Raw genomic sequence first — 17,883 nt, forward strand, 5'->3', positions numbered from 1 at the left:
GATCTGATCCAGACAAAAAAACGCGCCGCAGTCCTGCGGCGCGTTTTTTTTGCGCCATTGCGCTGCCAGGAAGTGTCCCCTTATGTCGTTGCTCGACCGTCGCAAGAAACACCCCTCGTTACTGGCGTTCTGCGGCGGCCTGCTGGCCGCCACCGCGGTGGGCCTGTCTGCCTACGCGTCGCATGGCGTGTCCGATGCGCTGGTGCAGTCGCGGCTGCAACTGGCGTCCCTGTATGCCTTCGGGCACGGCGCGGTGCTCACTGTGCTTGGCGCCACCGACACGCGTGCACTGGCGCGGGTCGGGCTGTCGTTGTTGTTGCTCGGCACCGTCCTGTTTTCGGGCAGCCTGGTCGGCGGCGCGCTGCTGCATTGGCCGACCAGCCTGGCGCCCGTAGGCGGCATGAGCCTGATGCTGGGCTGGGTGGTGCTGGCCATCGGTGCGTTGAGGCGCTGAGCATGCCGCGCCATACCCGCGGCTTCGATGTGGAGATGGCGTTTGCACACCTGAGCCGGCGCGATCGCGCCCTGGCTGCGTGGATGCGGCGTATCGGCCCGATCGCCCCGCAGCCGGGATGGCGCAAACCGTTCGACCCGGTGGATGCGTTGGCGCGCGCCATCCTGTTCCAGCAACTCAGCGGCAAGGCGGCGTCCACCATCGTGGCACGGGTGGAAGCGGCGATCGGCTTGCCGCGCCTGCATGCGGACACCCTCGGTCGCGTGGACGATGCGGCATTGCGTGGCTGCGGAGTTTCCGGCAACAAGGCGCTGGCGTTGCGCGATCTGGTTCGCCGCGCGTGCGACGGCCAGATACCCTCCTTGCGCAAGCTCGCTTTCATGGACGACGAGGCGATTGTCCAGGCACTGATTCCGGTGCGTGGCATCGGCCGCTGGACGGTGGAAATGATGCTGATGTTCCGCCTGGGCCGGCCGGATCTGCTGCCGATCGATGACCTGGGCGTGCGCAAGGGCGCCCAGCGCGTGGACAAGCAGGCGCAGATGCCGACGCCAAAGGAGTTGGCCATCCGCGGCGAACGTTGGGGCCCGTACCGCACCTATGCCGCGTTCTATCTGTGGAAGATCGCCGACTTCAGCGTGGCAGCCAAGGTGCCGACGCCGCGTTCGCAGGAGTGATCCATCGCGGCCACTGCGTCTTGCATGCCGCGTCTGTCAGGGAGCATGCCAACGCCAATGCCACGGCTCATGGACGATGCCGTGCGGGTTGTCGCGTGGGTAGCTCAGGCGATAGCCGAAATCTGCCGCATGCTCGTTCAACCAGGCAAACGCCGCGGTGGTCTCAAACGACTCTTCGGCCGGTGGCTCGCCGGGGGTGCCGATATCCAGCGCGTCGCCGCTGTGGTGTTCGCTGAAACCGGGCGCGGCGTTGACTGCCAGGATCTGTTCCAGGGTAAGCCCACGCGCAAATTTGCGCTCGAAGATTCCCAGCTGGTAGTCGTGACTGCGGTAGCCGGAGATGGCATCCAGCACGATGTCCGTTCGCAGCGCTGCCGCGCGCATGTGGTGCCAGGCGCGTGCGGCGCCTGCGCTGAGCCAGAGCGGGCGGCCGAAGCGATCGCGCCCGGCAGATTGCAAGGTCGCCGGCTCGGCGATCAGCTGCAGGCCGGTTTGTTGCTGATAACCGTCTGCATCCAGACCGAGTCGGCTCAGGCGGCGCTGCAGGCCGTCGACCATCAGCGTCATGCCGTGCGGCGGTTGCGTGCGGGCAGCGGCGGCCTGCAGCCGGTCCAGCGCCTCGTCCAGCCCGGGCTCGCGTGCCAGCCGCGGTATCAGCGGCATGAGGCCCTGTGTCAGCTGCGCGGCCAGATAGCGTCCGTCGCGCTTGCGCCGCAGCAGCCAGTCGGCCTGCGCCAGCACGCGTGCATCGGCATTGCTGCGCGCGCGCAGCAAGGCGGCAGGCAGCAACTCGATGGCAGTGGTGTTTAGCAACGTGGTGGGGAGAGGACGCATTGCGACAGGGTAGGGTGAAGTGGTGAGCGTCACCAGTGAGCACGAGCGCATGTGGTCAGCCTGGACTGCTCCAGGTGGGCGTATGACAGGCGGTCGGCCGCCGCGGTGGCTGCAGCGCTGGGGTGCACTCAGGGCTGCCTCTGGCCATCTTGCCTGCAGATGCGAGGCGACGTCACTGCGCGCGCGTTCGTGCGACGTCCCACGCGTCGTCAGTCGTCGGCTGTCCTGTCGTCACGCGGCTTCGGCAGTCGCCCGGCCTTGCGCAGCGCATCGCGCAGCACGTATTCGATCTGCGCGTTGAGGCTGCGCAATTCGTCGTCGGCCCAGCGCTGCGCGGCGGCCAGAACATCGGCATTGATGCGCAGCGGGTAGGCCTTCTTTTCGCTCATTCGCCGTTCCTGCGGCTGCCGTGCCGGCGCAGGTGCATGACCATCGACACGATCAGCGTGTTGACGCCGATGATCATGCCGATCACCACCGCGTAGATACCGGCGCGGTTGTCGCCGGCCCAGTACAGGCATGCCGCGCCGACCAGGATCACCAGGCTGATCAACGCCCAGCGCAGGCCCAGGCCGCGCGCGCGGTCGTCGTCGTCCGCCCCGATCGAGGCGGCGATCGCCAGCGCGGGCAAGCCGGACAGCGCGACGACCAGTGGCACCATGACATTCATTGCATCACCTCAATACAAGGAGCCGGCATTGACCACCGGTTGGGTACCGCGATCAGAACACAACACGGTGAGCAGGTTGCTGACCATATGCGCCTTGCGCTCTTCGTCCAGCTGTACCACGCCGTTTTTCTGCAGCTCGGCCAGCGCCATCTCCACCATGCCGACCGCGCCGGCCACGATGCGGGTGCGTGCGGCGATCACCGCATTGGCCTGCTGGCGCTGCAGCATGGCCTGGGCGATTTCCGGCGCATAGGCCAGGTGGCTGATGCGTGCTTCGATCACGTCCACGCCGGCCTGGGTGAGGCGCTCGTCCAGGTGCCGCTTGAGCTGCTCGCTGATCTCGGTCGGGTGACTGCGCAGCGAGATCTGGCCGTCTTCGTGCTGGTCGTACGGGTAGCTGGTGGCCATGGCGCGCAGCGCCGCCTCGGACTGGATGTGCACGAAGCTCTCGTAGTCGTCCACGTTGTAGACGGCTTCGGAGGCATCCAGCACCTGCCACACGATCACCGCGGCGATCTCGATCGGGCTACCGTCCAGTTCGTTGACCTTGAGCCGCCCGCTCTCGAAGTTGCGCACGCGCTGGCTGACGCGGCGCTTGGCGTAGAACGGCACATTCCAGCGCAGGCCGGCGTCCTTGACCGTACCGACATACTTGCCGAACAGGCTCAGTACCGCGGCCTGGTTGGGCTCCAGCGTGTACAGGCCGGCCAGCATGAAAATGCCCGCCGCCGCGACCACTGCTGCGGCGATGAACGCGCCCGGGGTGACGCTGCCGCTGGCCAGCATCGTAAACACGGACCAAGCCGCACCGATGAGGCCGGCGCCTGCGACCAGGACGACGGGAATGCCAGGCAACGAACCGATCTGCTTCTCTTTCATGAGGACAAGTCCTTGTGGAGTGAGTAAAAGATATCAATTTGATATCAGTCCAGGCAAGGGCCATTCGTCGGCGCAGCCGTTGGCAGCCGTTAGAATGGCGGCCCCCTTGATCTGGACTGCGCTCATGACCACTTTCGGCACGCCGTTGTCGCCTTCCGCCACCCGCGTGCTGTTGCTGGGCTCGGGCGAGTTGGGCAAGGAAGTGGCGATCGAATTGCAGCGCTTCGGGGTAGAAGTCATCGCCGCCGATCGCTACGCGAACGCGCCGGCGATGCAGGTGGCGCACCGCTCGCACGTGCTGGACATGCTCGATCCCGCCGCCTTGCGCGCGCTGATCGCCACCGAGCAGCCGCATCTGATCGTGCCGGAGATCGAGGCGATCCATACCGAGACCCTGGTGGCGCTGGAGCGCGACCAGGGCCAGAAGGTGATTCCGACCGCGCGTGCCGCACGCCTGACCATGGACCGCGAAGGCATCCGCCGGCTGGCTGCCGAAACGCTGGGCCTGCCGACCTCGCCGTACCGCTTCGTCGACACCGCCGCGGAATACCGCGAGGCGATTGCCGCGGTCGGTCTGCCGTGCGTGGTCAAGCCGGTGATGTCCTCCTCGGGCAAGGGCCAGAGCACCTTGCACAGCGAAGCGGACATCGACGCGGCGTGGGAGTACGCGCAGACCGGCGGCCGTGCCGGTGCCGGGCGCTGCATCGTCGAAGGCTTCATCGATTTCGATTACGAGATCACCTTGCTGACCGTGCGGCATGCCGGCGGCACCTCGTTCTGCGACCCGATCGGCCACTGGCAGCAGGACGGCGACTACCGCGAAAGCTGGCAGCCGCAGCCGATGTCGCAAGCCGCATTGCGTCGCTCGCAGCAGATCGCAAAGGCCATCACCGACGACCTCGGTGGCTGGGGCCTGTTCGGCGTGGAGCTGTTCGTCAAGGGCGACGAGGTGTGGTTCAGCGAAGTGTCGCCGCGTCCGCACGACACCGGACTGGTCACGCTGGTCTCGCAAGAGCTCAGCGAATTCGCACTGCATGCGCGCGCGATTCTCGGCTTGCCGGTGGGCGCAGAAGACGGAGGCGTCATCCGTCAGAGCGGCCCGTCGGCCTCGTGCGCCTTGCTTGCGCACGGCCATGGCGTGCCGTTGTTCGACAACGTGGCCGACGCCCTGCGCGACCCGGATACCGCGCTACGCCTGTTCGGCAAGCCGCGCGTGGACGGTCACCGCCGTGTGGGCGTGACGCTTGCCCGCGCGGGCAGCATCGACGACGCACGCGAGAAGGCGCGCGTGGCGGCCGCGGCACTGTCGATCCAGTTGCAGGCCTGACGCGCTGCACGTCCGACGCAATGCAGCGCACCGCCGCATTGCGTCAACGCGCCAAAGCGCCAAAGCACCAAAGCACCAAAGCACCAAAGCATGGCGAGGTTCGTGCGCACGTCCAGGCGCGCTGCCCGTCGCTAGGTGATTGACCACCCTTGGTGACGCCACCTATGCGTCACTGCAGGCCGAGCTGCGTCGCGCCGCACGGCTGGCCGCGCATGCCCACGTCCTTCATCAGCCGAGCTCCACTAACGTAGCCGGACAGGGAATGCGCTCTTCCGACTCCCCAATCCCGACTCCCCAATCCCCGCTACCAACCCACATCCACCCACACCGCATGATGGTCGCTGCCATCGGCAATCGCCGCGTCGGCGGTGGTGCCGGCCGGCCAGAAGATGCCGCTGCCGACCAGGGTGAACTGGTGGGAGGGCAGTACATAGTCCAGGCGCATGGTGCCGGCCTGCGGGCCGAAGTCGCCGGTGACCTGGTGCGGGTCGCCGGTGTGCGCGATGCCGCGCGCGGCGTATTCGGCGGTCTTTTCCGCGCCACCTTCGCTGCGCGGTGTGGGGTACTGCAGGACGCGCGGGTGGTGGATCAGTGCGCGGATCGCTTCGTGGCGGCCGGCGCCATCGATCGGATCGTTGTTCAGATCGCCCAGAATCACAAAGCGCGCATCCGCCGGCAGGCCGCCGCAGGTGCCCTTGTCGTCGCAGAGCCAGCCCGTGCTGTCGGCGGGGTTGTCCAGGTACGCGCGCCACAGTGCGAGCTCATCATGATTGCGCGCGGCATTGCGTTTTTCCGCGCCATCGAACACCGGCGGGGTGGGGTGCGACACCAGTGCATGCACCACGCCCTGTGGCGTGCGGACCGGTACGTCCCAATGCGACTTGGACGACAGCCGCAGCTGCGCCCAGATTGCGTCGCTATAAAACGAGGTCCGCGTGGTCGGATCGATCGGCCGCAGCGCACCTGGTAATGCACTCCATTTCAGCAACTGGAAACTGCGCACGGCCTGCGCATCGATCGGATAACGCGACAGCACCAGCATGCCGTATTGCCCCGGATGCAGGCCGAACCCCCAGGCATCATTGCCGCGGTTGCGGCCAGCGCCGCCGACGCTGCCGCTGTTGTCCAGATCCAGCCCGCTCGGCACACCGGTGTTGACCGGCGCCAGATACCGATACGGATAACGCAGCGGCTCGCCGCCGCCGGGCTGGGCGACCTGCAGATAGCGCTGCTGGAACAACTCGGCAGCGCGGTGGTCGGGGTCGAAATCGAACTCGTTGAGCAGCACCAGATCCGGGCGCACGCGCTGCAGCACGGCCGCAATCTTGCGCGCGTGCGCGCTGTCGCCCTGCAGCTCACGGACCAGGCCGCCGGCCTCGTCGGAGTACAGCGAGGTGTTGTAGGTGGCGATGCGCAACTGCGCGGGCGATGCCTGGCCTGACGCAGTGTCGGCGGTGGCCGCCGGTGTGGCCGTGCGATGGGTACAGGCAGCGCAGAGCGCGGTCAGTGCGAGCAGCAGCAGTGGCTTGATCATTGCGCGATTGTCGCATGCTGGATGCGACAGGCCGATGTCGCCGCCGGCACGTCAGGGCGCTGGCGCAGTGGCCGGCAGTCCGCGCCAGTGGCGGCCGTCGTAGGCTTCCAGCGCGCCGAACCGCCGCTTGTAGTTCATCTTTGCGTGGCCGTCGATCCAGTAGCCCAGATAGACATGCGCGCGTCGCTCGCGGCGTGCCCATTGAATCTGCTGCAGGATCGCCAGCGTGCCCAGGCTGCGCGCGGCTGCATCCGGCGCATAGAACGTGTACACCGCCGAGAGCGCGTGCTCGGTGACGTCGGTGACCGCGACGGCCAGCAGGCGCCCGGGCACATGCGCGACAGCCGGTTCGCGGATCTCAAGAAAGCGCCCGTGCGACCAACCGCCGATCAGGAACTGATCGAACTCGGTGGCGCCATGTTCGTCCATGCCGCCGCCGGGATGACGGTGTTTGAGGTAGTGGCGATACAGGGCCAGTTGCTCGTCGGTGCGTTCGGCCGCAACCACGCGCACCACCAGATCCGCATTGCGCGCGAGGCAACGGCGTTGACTGCGATCGGGTCGGAACGCGTCCACCGCGATGCGCACCGGCACACAGGCGCGGCACCGTTCGCAATGCGGCCGGTAGACCAGATCGCCGGAGCGACGGAATCCCCAGGCCAACGCCTGCGGGTAGATGGTGCCAAGCCGTGGGTCGTGCGGGTCCAGGACCAGGTCGCGCGCCTGGCGGTCGGACCAGTAGCCACAGGCATGCTCGCCGGTCTGGAACAGGCGCAGGTCGTCGTGGGTGTCGGCATGGATGGCCATGTACGCAGGATAGCGCCTGTGTGTCGCAGCAGCGGCGACTGTCCGCCGGATGAATGCGCCCGGTGCCGGCGTCAACGCCTGCGGCGGTAGCTCGTTGATGTGGGTGTTGGTGGCAGCGCACGGCTGATCCGGATGCGCCACCCACGCGATGCGGCCCATGCAGGTGCCGCGTGTGGTTCCCACAACTCAGGAGTTTCTCATGACGTCCCGCAAACCTTTCCTCGCACTGGCCGTGCTGGCTGCGCTGTCCACCGGCGCGGTGTTCGCTGCCACTCCGCCGGCCTCCGGCGATGCTTCGCGTCCTGGCAAGCTCGACAGCAATGGCGACGGCGTCATCGATCGCAGCGAAGCGGCCGCCGACCCGAAGCTGGCCGCGCAGTTCGATACGCTGGACACCAACAAGGACGGCAAGCTGTCGCGCGACGAGCGCCCACGTCATCGCGGCCCGGGGCGCGAGGGCCGTGGCGAATGGATGGCCAAGCTCGACACCAACAAGGACGGCCGCATCAGCCGCGAGGAGGCCAAGGCCGACCCGAAGCTTGCAACACGCTTCGATCAGATGGACCTCAACAAGGATGGCTTTGTCGATCGTGCCGACCGCGAGCTACGCATGCAGCAACACCGCGATGCGTGGTTTGCCAAGGCCGACACCGACAAGGACGGCAAGCTGAGCAAGGTCGAGTTCGATGCGGCCTCGAAGCTGCGCGGCGAGCATGGTCCGCGCGGTCCGGGTGAGCATGGTGAGCGTGGCGACCACGGCAAGCATGCGATGCCGGCCAAGCCTGCTGCGGGCAACTAAGCAGTAGTGCGCATCGATGCAGCGGCCGGCGCGTGACAGGCGCGGCGGTCGCTGCATCAGCAGCAACACGTAGCATCAAAACGTAACAAGGCGCCGATCGACCGCGCCCTCTCGCCTGGCGGGAGGGCGCTTGCGTTTGGGCTAGATGCGGGGCGCGGTTGCAACGATCAGTCGTGCTTCCAGGACGTGGGAACCGGATTGGAAACGGTGTTTTTCTCCAGCGTGTAGGTTCCGTTCTGCTGTGCGATCGCTTCGCCGGTGTCGACGATGGCGTTCTGGATGAAGACATTCTGCTTGTCGCCGCGCACGAAGGTCAGCTGATGGAACGCAGTCTTGTTGCCCCAGTCTTCCGAGGGCAGCGAGATGAAACGGATCGTGTAGGTCTGGTCGTCGAACGTCCCCTGCAGGACGTAAACCCCGTAATGGTTTTCCCCTTGCGAAATGATCTTGTACATGCCGTTGCTGAAATAATAGATTTCCGCATCGGGGAACGGTTTCTTCTCGTACATCTTGTTGTAGTGAAGCACCTGTTTGAAGGTCGGCGCTCCGAAACTCACCGACAGGGTCTTGCCATCGTGGGATGTCGTCAGTCCATCCGCGTGCGCGCTCATGCTGGCCATCATCAGCAGACTGGTGAAGAGACTTGCCTTCACTTCATTGCTCCGGGGTTTGGTCGAATTCTCCCTGCTTGTAGCAGCGTGGACGCTACCCGGTGGCCGCTGAAGTCGGATATGAACGCATCACTTCGGACCATGCGACGTTGCTGCCCGCGGCGTTCACCGTTGCAGGAAGGCAGGCTGGGCCGCAGCGTGCTTCAGTGTGCGTCGTCGATAACCATGTCGCCAAGCCTGCGTAACGCAAAGCCGGTGCTGCCGCCAGCGCGGGTGGATCCGCAGCCGCGTGTCCTCGTCTCGGAACAGGTTGCAACTGCCGGTGCTGCGGTGACGTCACGCCAGCCTCAGAACATTCCCAGCTGCATGTAGTGCCGCACGATCGGCAGAATGACGGCCGCTGTGCTCACCACCATCGCGCCCGGACTGAACATGCAGCGGTACAACAGCGGTGCCTGCGTGGCGCCGCGCCTGCGCGCATCGCGTTCCAGCATGGGGCGCATCACGCGTGGCAGGATGCGCAGGGATTGATAGTTGAGTACCGCCATGCCTGCGCACAGCGTCAGAACCGATGCCCACGCGCCCGCCTGCAGGTATTTCAGCACCAACGTGCTGCCGCACACCAGAGCCGAGGTCAGCGTGGTGATGTGCATGAAACGACGGATCGCTGCTGCCTCGCTGGCGGTCTGTGCGAAGCGCAGCAGGTACCAGTACGACCAGTACGTGCCGATCCCGGCAACCAGCACCGCGCACGCAGCGAACAGTGTCGGCATGCCGAGCCAGAGGCTGAGCGCGCCGGCGGCGCCGCCCCCACCAAGCGCCGAGCCGCTTAACCCGCTCGCGCCTAGTTTGCCCGCGCCTCCGATGCTCGTCAGCACAACCGCCGCGCTAGCCTTGCCCGGCGCGCCCAACAGGGTGGCCGAGGTCACCGCGGTGGCAAACGCCACACTCGGCGCGCTACCGCGTGCGAATTCGCCGAAGCGGCGCAGCAACTCGCTGCGCACGCTGGCACGGGCGCGCGACAGCCGTTTGCGTACCGCCGCGTCGCTGAGCCCGAGCAGCGCGGCAACCTGTTGCGAGCTCTGGCCTTCGCGGTAATACAGCAGCAGCGTTTCGCGGCTCTCTTCCGGCAGTGCAGAAATGATATCGAGCGCGGCGATCTCTTCTTCCACCTGTAGCAGCTGGTCGGCGGGTGAGGGCGCCGGGTCGGCTGCCATCGCGATGGCAAGCTCGGCGGCCTCGCCGCTGAGCGCACGATGGCGGTTGGCACGCAGCCAGTCGCGCGCCAGGTTGCGGGTGATCTGCCGAAGCCAGGGCAGAAAGCTTGCCGGCTGATGCAGCTGCGCCAACCGCTGCCAGGCACGCAGGAAGGCCTCCTGGGCGATGTCTTCGCTGGCTGCGATGTCGCGGGTGATTGCCAGCGCGATGGCAGTCACCGTGTTCTGGCAGGCGCCCACGATGCGCCCATACGCCTGCTGGCAGCCGGCCGCGGCGTTGGGCAGTTCGTGTTGCAACATCAGCTCCAGCGTGTTGGCGTTCATCGGCGCAATCCATGTCCTGTTGCCAGCATGACGCATGCCGGCAATGGATGTGACCGGGCTGATGACGTGCGCGCGGCTATCCCGCCATCAATTGGTCGCGCCGCGCTCAGCGCGCCGGCTGGATCCGCACACGCATTTCGTCGTCTGCTGCCGGCTGGGCGGCATCTGGCGTCGGCGCCTGCTGCGACGCCGGCTGTGACGCCGGTGCCAGTGGCGCAGGCGCGCTGCGATGGCGCATCACCACCCCCATGGCCACGGCGCCGATCACCAGCAGCAGCACCAGACGGATGCGCCAGGCCCAGCTGCGCGCACTGGCACTGGAGCCGTTTTCGCCGTCGCGGAAGGTGTATTCCACGTTCGGCAGATCGCGGCGGGTGGTGTCGAGCAGGCGTGCATCGCGCAGCAGTTCGCGCGCACGCGGTTGGTCGTTGGCATGCACGATCCACACGGTGGGCTGTGCCTGCGCGTTGCTTTGCTCCAGATAGCTGAACTGGCCGCCGCGCTTGCTCTGGTAGGAGCGGCCATTACTGAGACGGATCTCGATCCCCGCATCGCGCAACAGATTGGCGACGCCCTCGGCGGTTTCGATACGTTGACTGCTGAAGATCTTGCGCATGCTGGAAACCGCCGTTGGGTCCGGAACAGATGGCGCCACTGCTGCGCCGGTTCAAGGTGGAAAGGAAAGCCGATCAACACTGCCACTGACGGTGCACGCAACGCAGGCGTGCGACAGCAGGTCCCGGTAGCAGTACGCCAGGGGGCGTGGGACGCACGTGGTCAGTGCACGGTCACCCACCCACTCGGCGCGACGCAACGCTGCACGCCTAGCCCTTGGCCGGCACGGCAATCGCACTGCCATCGGGCACCACGCGGATCAGCCCCTCCTGCGTGGTGCTGGCCACCAGCACGCCATCGCGGGTGAAGAACTGCCCGCGCGCCAGGCCGCGGGAGCCTTGTGCGGTCGGGCTGTCCAGCGAATACAGCAGCCAGTCGTCGGTGCGGAACGGCCGATGGAACCACAGCGCGTGATCGAGCGAGGCCATCTGCACGTTGGGCGTGTAGTAGCTGATGCCGTGCGGAAACGTGGAGGTGCCCAGCAACTGAAAGTCCGACGCGTACGCCAGCAGCACCTGATGCAGGCCCACGTCGTCGCCGATCGGGTCGTTCAAGCGCAGCCACATCTGCTGGAACGGCGGGCGCTTGGGCGGCCTGAGTTCGTCGCGCGGAAACACGTGGCGAAATTCGAACGGACCGCCGCGCGACAGCCAGCGCTGCACTTTCGGCGGCAGGTTCGCCAGCACCTCCGGTGCCAGCGGCGCGGCTGGTTCGATGTCTTCCGGTGGCGGCACCACCGGCATCGCCGACTGATGCTCGGCGCCGTCTTCGCGTTCCTGAAACGAGGCCGCGCAGAAAAAGATCACCTTGCCGTGCTGGATCGCGGTGACCCGGCGCACCGAAAAACTGCCGCCATCGCGGGTGCGGTCGACGTCGTAGACGATGGGGTGGTCGATGTTGCCGGCACGCAGAAAATAGGCATGCAGCGAATGCGCCTGGCGCCCGTTGTCGACCGTGGCCTGCGCGGCCGACAGCGCCTGGCCCAGCACTTGTCCACCGAAGACGTATTTGGTGCCGATGTCGCGGCTCTGGCCGCGGAACAGGTTGTCCTCCAGGCGCTCCAGCGACAGCAGGCTGATCAGTTCGGAGACGACGGGTTCGGCGGTGGCGGACAAGGGGCTGGCCTGGGTGCGACGGACCGCGATTATAGCGGGCCGCTTCGTGGTCACCGCGGCAGTGGAAGGCTCAGCCCTTCTGCAGGCGCGCGACCAGCCCGTGCAGTGCGGCCTGTGCATCCGGGGCGTACCAGCCGTCGACGAACCGCTCCAGCTGGATCAGCTCCGGCGCCAGGGCCGCGCGCAGGTCGGCGCGGGCCACCGCACGCGTGGCCAGCATCGGCTGACGCGGCAGCTGCTGCAGTTCGTGCAGCCAGGCCACCGCGCGCGCGGTGACCAGCTCGCCGTCGACCAGTTCATCCACCAGGCCGATCTGCACCGCCTGTTCGGCAGGCAGCAGCTGCCCGGCGATCAGCAGGCGCTCGGCACGGTGCGCGCCGACCACGCGGCGCAACAGCCGCTGGATGCCTTCCGGTGCGGCCAGGCCGACCTGCACTTCGTTCAAGCCGATCGTGTACGGCCTGGCGGTATCGGCGCTGCGTGCCATCACCCGGTAGTCGCAGCACAGCGCCAGCACGCAGCCGCCGGCCGGCGCATGCCCGCCGATCGCCGCAACCACCGGAATCCGGCTATTGGCCAGCGCCTGCGCAGCCTCGAAGAATGCCGTCCAGCTGGCCAGCAACGCCGCGCGGTCGGTACCGTGCGCCAGCAGTTGCGGCACATCCATGCCACCGGAGAAGATCCGCTCGTTGCCCGACAGCACGATGCCGTCGGCCTCGTCGCCGGCCTGTTGCACCGCAGCGCTCAGTGCCTGGCACAGCGCACGATCCAGCGCATTGACCGGCGGGCGCGCCAGACGGATTTCGCGAACTCGGCCATGGTCTAAGATCTGGATGCTCATTCGGGGCTCCTGGAGGTCGGGTCATGATAGACGGCAGTCGAAGCAGGTGGCAGCTGCGTGCACGCGTGTGGCTTGGTGTGATGGCGCTGCTGGCCAGCGCGGGCGCTGCGGCGCAGTGCATGCCGGAGTTCAAGGACGGCTGGATCCGCATCCCGCCACCTGGCGGCATGGGCATGGCCGCGGGATTCGGGCAATTCCACAATGGCTGCACGCAACCGTTGACGATCACCGCGGCCACGAGCAGCGCCTTCGCCGACGTGTCGCTGCACGAGACCACGCAGAGCAATGGCGTCAGCCGCATGCGTGCAGTACCCGCGCTGGCCCTGCCCGCCGGCAAGACGGTGCCCCTGGCACCCGGCGGCCTGCATCTAATGTTGATGGAGGCACGCGCCCCGCTGCAGGAAGGCGCGCAGGTGCCGGTGACGTTCACCTTGCAGGACGGTCGCCAATTCAAGGCCACGCTGCAGGCACGCAAGCGCGCGCCGGGCGGATGAGGAGCGGGGCGGATATACGCCCGGGGAGCCGGCTTCGTCTTCCGCATGCACGTGCGTGCGGCATTGCCGGGGCGCTTGGGCTTGCGGCCTGCGGCCAGGTGCAGCGGGATCGGCTCGCGCGGCGCCACTGCCAGATAAAGCACGCGCCCACAAAAAAACGGCGGCTCCCGCAAGAGCCGCCGTCGATGGCGTGATTGCCCAGGCCTGGCGGCGCGACCGCTCAGGTGCTGGCGAGGCGCACCGCGTCCGGCAGCGGCGCACTCTTGCCGGTCTGCGTATCGATCCACACCACCACCACGTTGCCATCGGAATACAGCACGCTGTCGTCCTTCTGGTCGAAGATGCGGTGGCCGATGGTGACGCTGCTGTTGCCCAGCCGCTCCACGAACAGCTCCACCGTGATGTCGTTGGGCCAGATCAGCGGCTGCTTGTAGTTGACGTTGGTGGCCGCGACCACCGGTGCGATGCGGTCGGTCATTGACACGCCTTGCACGCCCAGCATCCAGCGCACGCGTGCTTCTTCCAGATAGGAGATGTATTTGGCGTTGTTGACGTGGCCCATGCTGTCCATGTCGCGCCAGCGCACGCTGATCGGAATGCGTGCCAGGATCTTGTGTTCGCTCATCAGCTTGCCTTCTTCTTCGCGGTTTTTTTGGTGGCGGATTTGGCAGCCTTGGCCACCTTCTCCGGTTTGACCTTGCGCGGCGGGCGCGCATCCGGCTTGTTGGCCATCGCGGCCGGACGCGTCTCGCGCGCCTTCACCGACGGCAGCATCTTGGCCAGGAACTGGCCGGTGTAGGACGCCTCGTGCACGGCCACATCTTCCGGCGTGCCGGAGACCAGGATGGTGCCGCCACGGTGGCCGCCTTCCGGACCCAGATCCACGATCCAGTCTGCGGTCTTGATCACGTCCAGATTGTGTTCGATTACCACCACCGTGTTGCCTTCGTCGCGCAGCTTGTGCAACACGCCGAGCAGGGCTTCGATATCGTGGAAGTGCAGGCCGGTGGTCGGTTCGTCCAGGATGTACAAGGTGCGCCCGGTATCGCGACGCGACAGTTCCTTGGACAGCTTGACGCGTTGCGCTTCACCGCCGGAGAGCGTGGTCGCGCTCTGGCCCAGCTTGATGTAGCTCAGACCCACATCGACCAGCGTTTCCAGCTTGCGCGCGATCGACGGCACCGGCTCGAACAAGCGCAGCGCATCTTCCACGGTCATCTGCAGCACGTCGCTGATATTGAAGCCCTTGTAGCGGATCTCCAGCGTCTCGCGGTTATAGCGCTTGCCATGGCAGACATCGCAGGGCACGTAGACGTCGGGCAGGAAGTGCATCTCCACCTTGATCATGCCGTCGCCCTGGCAGGCCTCGCAGCGGCCGCCGCGCACGTTGAAGCTGAAACGCCCCGGCGAGTAGCCGCGCGCGCGCGCCTCGGGCACTTGCGCAAACAACTCGCGCAACGGGGTGAACATGCCGGTGTAGGTGGCCGGGTTTGAACGTGGCGTGCGACCGATCGGCGACTGGTCGATGTCCACCACCTTGTCGAACAGATCAAGATTTTCGACTTCGCGATGTGGCGCCACCACGTGCGAGGCACCGTTGATCTCGTTGGCCGCCAGCGTAAACAAGGTATCGTTGATCAGCGTCGACTTGCCCGAGCCGGACACGCCGGTGATGCAGGTCAGCAGACCGGCCGGAATGTCCAGGTCGACATTTTTCAGGTTGTTGCCGGTCGCCCCGCGCAGATGCAGCATCATCTTCGGGTTGGGCTTGTGGCGCTGCTTGGGGATCTCGATGCGGCGCTTGCCCGACAGGTATTGGCCGGTCAGCGAACGCGGCGATTTCAGGATGTCCTCCAGCGTGCCCTGCGCGCAGATCTCGCCGCCATGCACGCCGGCACCGGGGCCGATGTCCAGCACATGGTCGGCCAGGCGGATCGCATCTTCGTCATGCTCGACCACGATCACCGTGTTGCCCAGATCGCGCAGCCGCGTCAGCGTGCCGAGCAGGCGTTCGTTGTCGCGCTGGTGCAGGCCGATCGATGGCTCGTCCAGCACGTACATCACGCCGACCAGGCCGGCACCGATCTGGCTGGCCAGACGGATGCGCTGCGCCTCGCCGCCGGACAAGGTGTCGGCCTTGCGTTCCAGCGTGAGGTAATCCAGGCCCACATCGACCAGGAAGCCCAGCCGCTCGCCGATCTCCTTGACGATCTTGGCCGCGATCTCGCCGCGCCAGCCCGGCAAGGACAGGCCGCGGAAAAAGTTCAGCGCTTCGTTGACCGGCAGCATCACCAGTTCCGGCAACGGGCGGTCGGCGACGAACACATTGCGCGCAGCGCGATTCAAGCGCGTGCCGTTGCAGGCCGGGCAGGGTTGCTGGCTAACGTACTTGGTCAGTTCTTCGCGCACCGCCGGCGATTCGGTTTCGCGGTAGCGACGTTCCAGGTTCGGCAGGATGCCCTCGAAGCGATGCTTGCGCGTGGTGCGCCCGCCCGCATCGGTGAAGTAGGTGAAGCTGATCACCTCATCGCCGCTGCCGAACAGCACCGCCTGGCGCACCTTGGCCGGCAGCGTGCTCCATACCGCGTCCACGTCGAACTTGTAGTGCTTGGCCAGCGAGGCGATCAGCTGGAAATAATAGGCATTGCGCCGATCCCAGCCGCGCACCGCACCGGCCGACAGCGACAGCTCCGGATGCACCACCACACGGTCCGGGTCGAAGAACTCGGCCACGCCCAGGCCATCGCAACTCGGGCAGGCACCCACCGGTGCGTTGAACGAGAACAGCCGCGGTTCCAGCTCCGGCAGCGAGTAATCGCACACCGGGCAGCTGTACTTGGACGAGAACAGGTGCGGTGCGGCGGCCGGGTCGTCCAGCGACTGCACCGCCACCATACCTTCGCCCAGCTTGAGCGCGGTTTCGAAACTTTCCGCCAGGCGCTGCTTGATGTCTTCGCGCGGGCGAAAACGGTCGATCACCGCTTCGATGGTGTGTTTCTGGCGCAATGCCAGCGGCGGCACCGCATCGATCTCGTACAGTTCGCCGTCCACGCGCACGCGCACGAAGCCCTGCGCACGCAGTTGTTCGAACACCTGCGCATGCTCGCCCTTGCGGTCGCGGATCACCGGGGCCAGCAGCATGTAGCGCTGTTCCTGGTCCTGGGTGAGCATGTGGTCGACCATCTGGCTGACGGTCTGCGCTTCCAGCGGGAAGCCGTGGTCCGGGCAGCGCGGCTGGCCGACGCGCGCGTACAGCAGGCGCAGGTAGTCGTAGATCTCGGTGATGGTGCCGACGGTGGAGCGCGGGTTGTGCGAAGTCGATTTCTGTTCGATCGAAATCGCCGGGGACAGGCCTTCGATATGGTCCAGGTCCGGCTTTTCCATCACGCTCAGGAACTGGCGCGCATACGCCGACAGCGACTCGACGTAGCGGCGCTGGCCTTCTGCATAGATGGTGTCGAACGCCAGCGACGACTTGCCCGAACCGGACAGGCCGGTGATCACGATCAGTTTGTCGCGGGGCAGGTCGAGGTCGATGTTCTTGAGGTTGTGCGTCCGCGCGCCGCGGATGCGGATGAAATCCATCGCCATGGGGGATCCGATGTCGGGCCGGCGAACCGGCGGTGGTGCGAGCGTGCTCAGCAGGAATGAGTGGCAGTCGATCAGCCTACCCGCCGACCTAGGTGAGGGCAATTGCCCCAAATGCCAGTCTGCCGGGGCCGTTGTGGCGGCCGGATGATGCGTTCCACCAGGCCGATTCCGGCCGGCAGCGGCGGGCCGGCTTGCGGGTTGACCCGAAACCGGCTAGGCCAGTACAATTCCGCTCCTGTCTGCCCCATGGGCAAGTCAGGCGACCATAATAACTACAGAGGAACACCTGGTCATGTACGCAGTTCTGGTAACCGGCGGTAAGCAATACCGCGTCGCGCAGGGCGAAACGCTCCGCGTGGAAAAGCTCGAAGTCGAAGCTGGCAACGAGATCAAGTTCGACACCATCCTGATGCTGGGCGATAGCGACGGCATCAAGCTGGGCGATGCGCTGAAGGGCGCCTCGGTCACCGCCAAGGTCGTGGCCCATGGCCGCGCCGACAAGGTGCGCATCATCAAGTTCCGTCGCCGCAAGCACCACATGAAGCGTCAGGGACACCGTCAGCACTACACCGAAATCGAGATCACCGGCATCGCCGGTGGCGACAAGAAGTAAGGAGAACCAGTCATGGCACATAAAAAGGGCGTAGGTTCCTCGCGCAACGGTCGCGATTCCAACCCGAAGTACCTCGGCGTGAAGATCTTCGGTGGCCAGGCCATCGACGCCGGCAACATCATCGTGCGTCAGCGCGGCACCCAGTTCCATCCGGGCGCCGGCGTCGGCCTGGGCCGTGACCACACGCTGTTTGCGCTGGTCGACGGCAAGGTGGAATTCTCCACCAAGGGCCCGAAGAAGCGTCGCACCGTCAGCGTGGTTGCCGAGGCGTAATCGCCCGCTCCATGCAGGCCAGTTCGCCCGGCAACGCTGCCGGGCGAATGAGACGGAAAGCCCCGCTTCGGCGGGGTTTTGCGTTTGAGAGCTGCGAATCGGGATTCGGGATTGGGGATTCGCAAGAGCAGATCCCTCGGCATCCTGGCGTCCCCATCCTTTCCTGCTGACGGGCTCGCCATGGTTGCGTTGCAGCGTTGTCACCAAT

General features: G+C 66.3%; 20 protein-coding genes. 7 read left to right on the top strand and 13 right to left on the bottom strand.

Annotated elements, in window-relative coordinates:
• The first annotated feature begins 82 nt into the window (after positions 1 to 82).
• Both ACCQ10_RS06340 and ACCQ10_RS06345 read left to right on the top strand, forming a co-directional pair.
• Complete coding sequence (locus tag ACCQ10_RS06340; RefSeq protein ID WP_047695953.1) at positions 83 to 454, top strand: DUF423 domain-containing protein; 372 nt, start codon at positions 83 to 85, stop codon at positions 452 to 454.
• A gap of 2 nt (positions 455 to 456) precedes the next feature.
• Positions 457 to 1,131 (top strand): DNA-3-methyladenine glycosylase family protein, encoded by a 675-nt coding sequence (locus ACCQ10_RS06345; RefSeq protein WP_372362532.1) that lies wholly within the window; start codon positions 457 to 459, stop codon positions 1,129 to 1,131.
• A gap of 36 nt (positions 1,132 to 1,167) precedes the next feature.
• Here ACCQ10_RS06345 and ACCQ10_RS06350 read toward each other — a convergent pair whose 3' ends face one another.
• The 4 genes from ACCQ10_RS06350 to ACCQ10_RS06365 form a co-directional block, all read right to left on the bottom strand.
• Positions 1,168 to 1,965, bottom strand: coding sequence for a M15 family metallopeptidase (locus tag ACCQ10_RS06350; protein WP_372362533.1), 798 nt, complete (start codon positions 1,963 to 1,965; stop codon positions 1,168 to 1,170).
• 209 nt (positions 1,966 to 2,174) lie between these two features.
• Positions 2,175 to 2,354, bottom strand: a complete 180-nt coding sequence (locus ACCQ10_RS06355) for a type II toxin-antitoxin system antitoxin (protein WP_039409832.1) — start codon at positions 2,352 to 2,354, stop codon at positions 2,175 to 2,177.
• Positions 2,351 to 2,635, bottom strand: coding sequence for a hypothetical protein (locus ACCQ10_RS06360; RefSeq protein WP_039409835.1), 285 nt, complete (start codon positions 2,633 to 2,635; stop codon positions 2,351 to 2,353). The genes ACCQ10_RS06355 and ACCQ10_RS06360 overlap by 4 nt, the downstream gene beginning before the upstream one ends.
• A gap of 9 nt (positions 2,636 to 2,644) precedes the next feature.
• Positions 2,645 to 3,514 (bottom strand): SPFH domain-containing protein, encoded by an 870-nt coding sequence (locus ACCQ10_RS06365; RefSeq protein ID WP_372362534.1) that lies wholly within the window; start codon positions 3,512 to 3,514, stop codon positions 2,645 to 2,647.
• Positions 3,515 to 3,638: 124 nt separating this feature from the next.
• On the opposite strand from ACCQ10_RS06365, the gene purT reads away from it, so the two are divergent.
• On the top strand, positions 3,639 to 4,841 hold the full coding sequence (gene purT / locus ACCQ10_RS06370) for a formate-dependent phosphoribosylglycinamide formyltransferase (protein ID WP_372362535.1): 1,203 nt from the start codon (positions 3,639 to 3,641) through the stop codon (positions 4,839 to 4,841).
• 304 nt (positions 4,842 to 5,145) lie between these two features.
• Here the strand turns inward: purT and ACCQ10_RS06375 are convergent, their stop codons facing one another.
• Both ACCQ10_RS06375 and ACCQ10_RS06380 read right to left on the bottom strand, forming a co-directional pair.
• Entirely contained in the window at positions 5,146 to 6,405 is a 1,260-nt protein-coding gene (locus tag ACCQ10_RS06375) for an endonuclease/exonuclease/phosphatase family protein (protein WP_372363067.1), read from the bottom strand.
• 21 nt (positions 6,406 to 6,426) lie between these two features.
• The gene (locus ACCQ10_RS06380; RefSeq protein WP_372362536.1) at positions 6,427 to 7,341 is read right to left on the bottom strand and encodes an arginyltransferase; all 915 of its coding nucleotides are present in this window, start codon (positions 7,339 to 7,341) and stop codon (positions 6,427 to 6,429) included.
• A 40-nt stretch (positions 7,342 to 7,381) separates the two neighbouring features.
• Between ACCQ10_RS06380 and ACCQ10_RS06385 the strand changes: the two genes are divergently transcribed.
• Positions 7,382 to 7,981: an EF-hand domain-containing protein gene (locus tag ACCQ10_RS06385; protein WP_372362537.1), complete on the top strand. Its 600-nt coding sequence runs from the start codon at positions 7,382 to 7,384 to the stop codon at positions 7,979 to 7,981.
• 167 nt (positions 7,982 to 8,148) lie between these two features.
• Here ACCQ10_RS06385 and ACCQ10_RS06390 read toward each other — a convergent pair whose 3' ends face one another.
• From ACCQ10_RS06390 to ACCQ10_RS06410, 5 genes are all read right to left on the bottom strand, one after another.
• Positions 8,149 to 8,634, bottom strand: a complete 486-nt coding sequence (locus ACCQ10_RS06390) for a hypothetical protein (RefSeq protein WP_184369646.1) — start codon at positions 8,632 to 8,634, stop codon at positions 8,149 to 8,151.
• A 305-nt stretch (positions 8,635 to 8,939) separates the two neighbouring features.
• On the bottom strand, positions 8,940 to 10,133 hold the full coding sequence (locus ACCQ10_RS06395; RefSeq protein ID WP_372362538.1) for an RNA polymerase sigma factor: 1,194 nt from the start codon (positions 10,131 to 10,133) through the stop codon (positions 8,940 to 8,942).
• A gap of 106 nt (positions 10,134 to 10,239) precedes the next feature.
• Entirely contained in the window at positions 10,240 to 10,749 is a 510-nt protein-coding gene (locus ACCQ10_RS06400) for a putative signal transducing protein (protein ID WP_372362539.1), read from the bottom strand.
• 208 nt (positions 10,750 to 10,957) lie between these two features.
• Complete coding sequence (tesB, locus tag ACCQ10_RS06405) at positions 10,958 to 11,863, bottom strand: acyl-CoA thioesterase II (protein ID WP_039409857.1); 906 nt, start codon at positions 11,861 to 11,863, stop codon at positions 10,958 to 10,960.
• Positions 11,864 to 11,933: 70 nt separating this feature from the next.
• The gene (locus ACCQ10_RS06410; RefSeq protein WP_039564991.1) at positions 11,934 to 12,704 is read right to left on the bottom strand and encodes an enoyl-CoA hydratase/isomerase family protein; all 771 of its coding nucleotides are present in this window, start codon (positions 12,702 to 12,704) and stop codon (positions 11,934 to 11,936) included.
• Between the two features lie 23 nt (positions 12,705 to 12,727).
• Between ACCQ10_RS06410 and ACCQ10_RS06415 the strand changes: the two genes are divergently transcribed.
• Positions 12,728 to 13,198, top strand: coding sequence for a copper chaperone PCu(A)C (locus tag ACCQ10_RS06415; RefSeq protein WP_221205392.1), 471 nt, complete (start codon positions 12,728 to 12,730; stop codon positions 13,196 to 13,198).
• 220 nt (positions 13,199 to 13,418) lie between these two features.
• Here the strand turns inward: ACCQ10_RS06415 and ACCQ10_RS06420 are convergent, their stop codons facing one another.
• Together ACCQ10_RS06420 and uvrA are read right to left on the bottom strand one after the other, a co-directional pair.
• Positions 13,419 to 13,823 (bottom strand): acyl-CoA thioesterase, encoded by a 405-nt coding sequence (locus ACCQ10_RS06420; RefSeq protein WP_372362540.1) that lies wholly within the window; start codon positions 13,821 to 13,823, stop codon positions 13,419 to 13,421.
• Positions 13,823 to 16,789, bottom strand: a complete 2,967-nt coding sequence (gene uvrA, locus ACCQ10_RS06425; RefSeq protein ID WP_372362541.1) for an excinuclease ABC subunit UvrA — start codon at positions 16,787 to 16,789, stop codon at positions 13,823 to 13,825. The genes ACCQ10_RS06420 and uvrA overlap by 1 nt, the downstream gene beginning before the upstream one ends.
• 292 nt (positions 16,790 to 17,081) lie before the next feature.
• Here uvrA and rplU point away from each other — a divergent pair, with 292 nt between their 5' ends.
• Both rplU and rpmA read left to right on the top strand, forming a co-directional pair.
• Positions 17,082 to 17,402: a 50S ribosomal protein L21 gene (gene rplU, locus ACCQ10_RS06430; protein WP_003484328.1), complete on the top strand. Its 321-nt coding sequence runs from the start codon at positions 17,082 to 17,084 to the stop codon at positions 17,400 to 17,402.
• A gap of 12 nt (positions 17,403 to 17,414) precedes the next feature.
• Entirely contained in the window at positions 17,415 to 17,675 is a 261-nt protein-coding gene (rpmA, locus tag ACCQ10_RS06435; RefSeq protein WP_003484326.1) for a 50S ribosomal protein L27, read from the top strand.
• Positions 17,676 to 17,883 lie beyond the last annotated feature (208 nt).

The organism is Xanthomonas sp. NCPPB 1325, from assembly GCF_041477645.2.
GTDB classification, from domain to species: Bacteria; Pseudomonadota; Gammaproteobacteria; order Xanthomonadales; family Xanthomonadaceae; genus Xanthomonas; species Xanthomonas cannabis.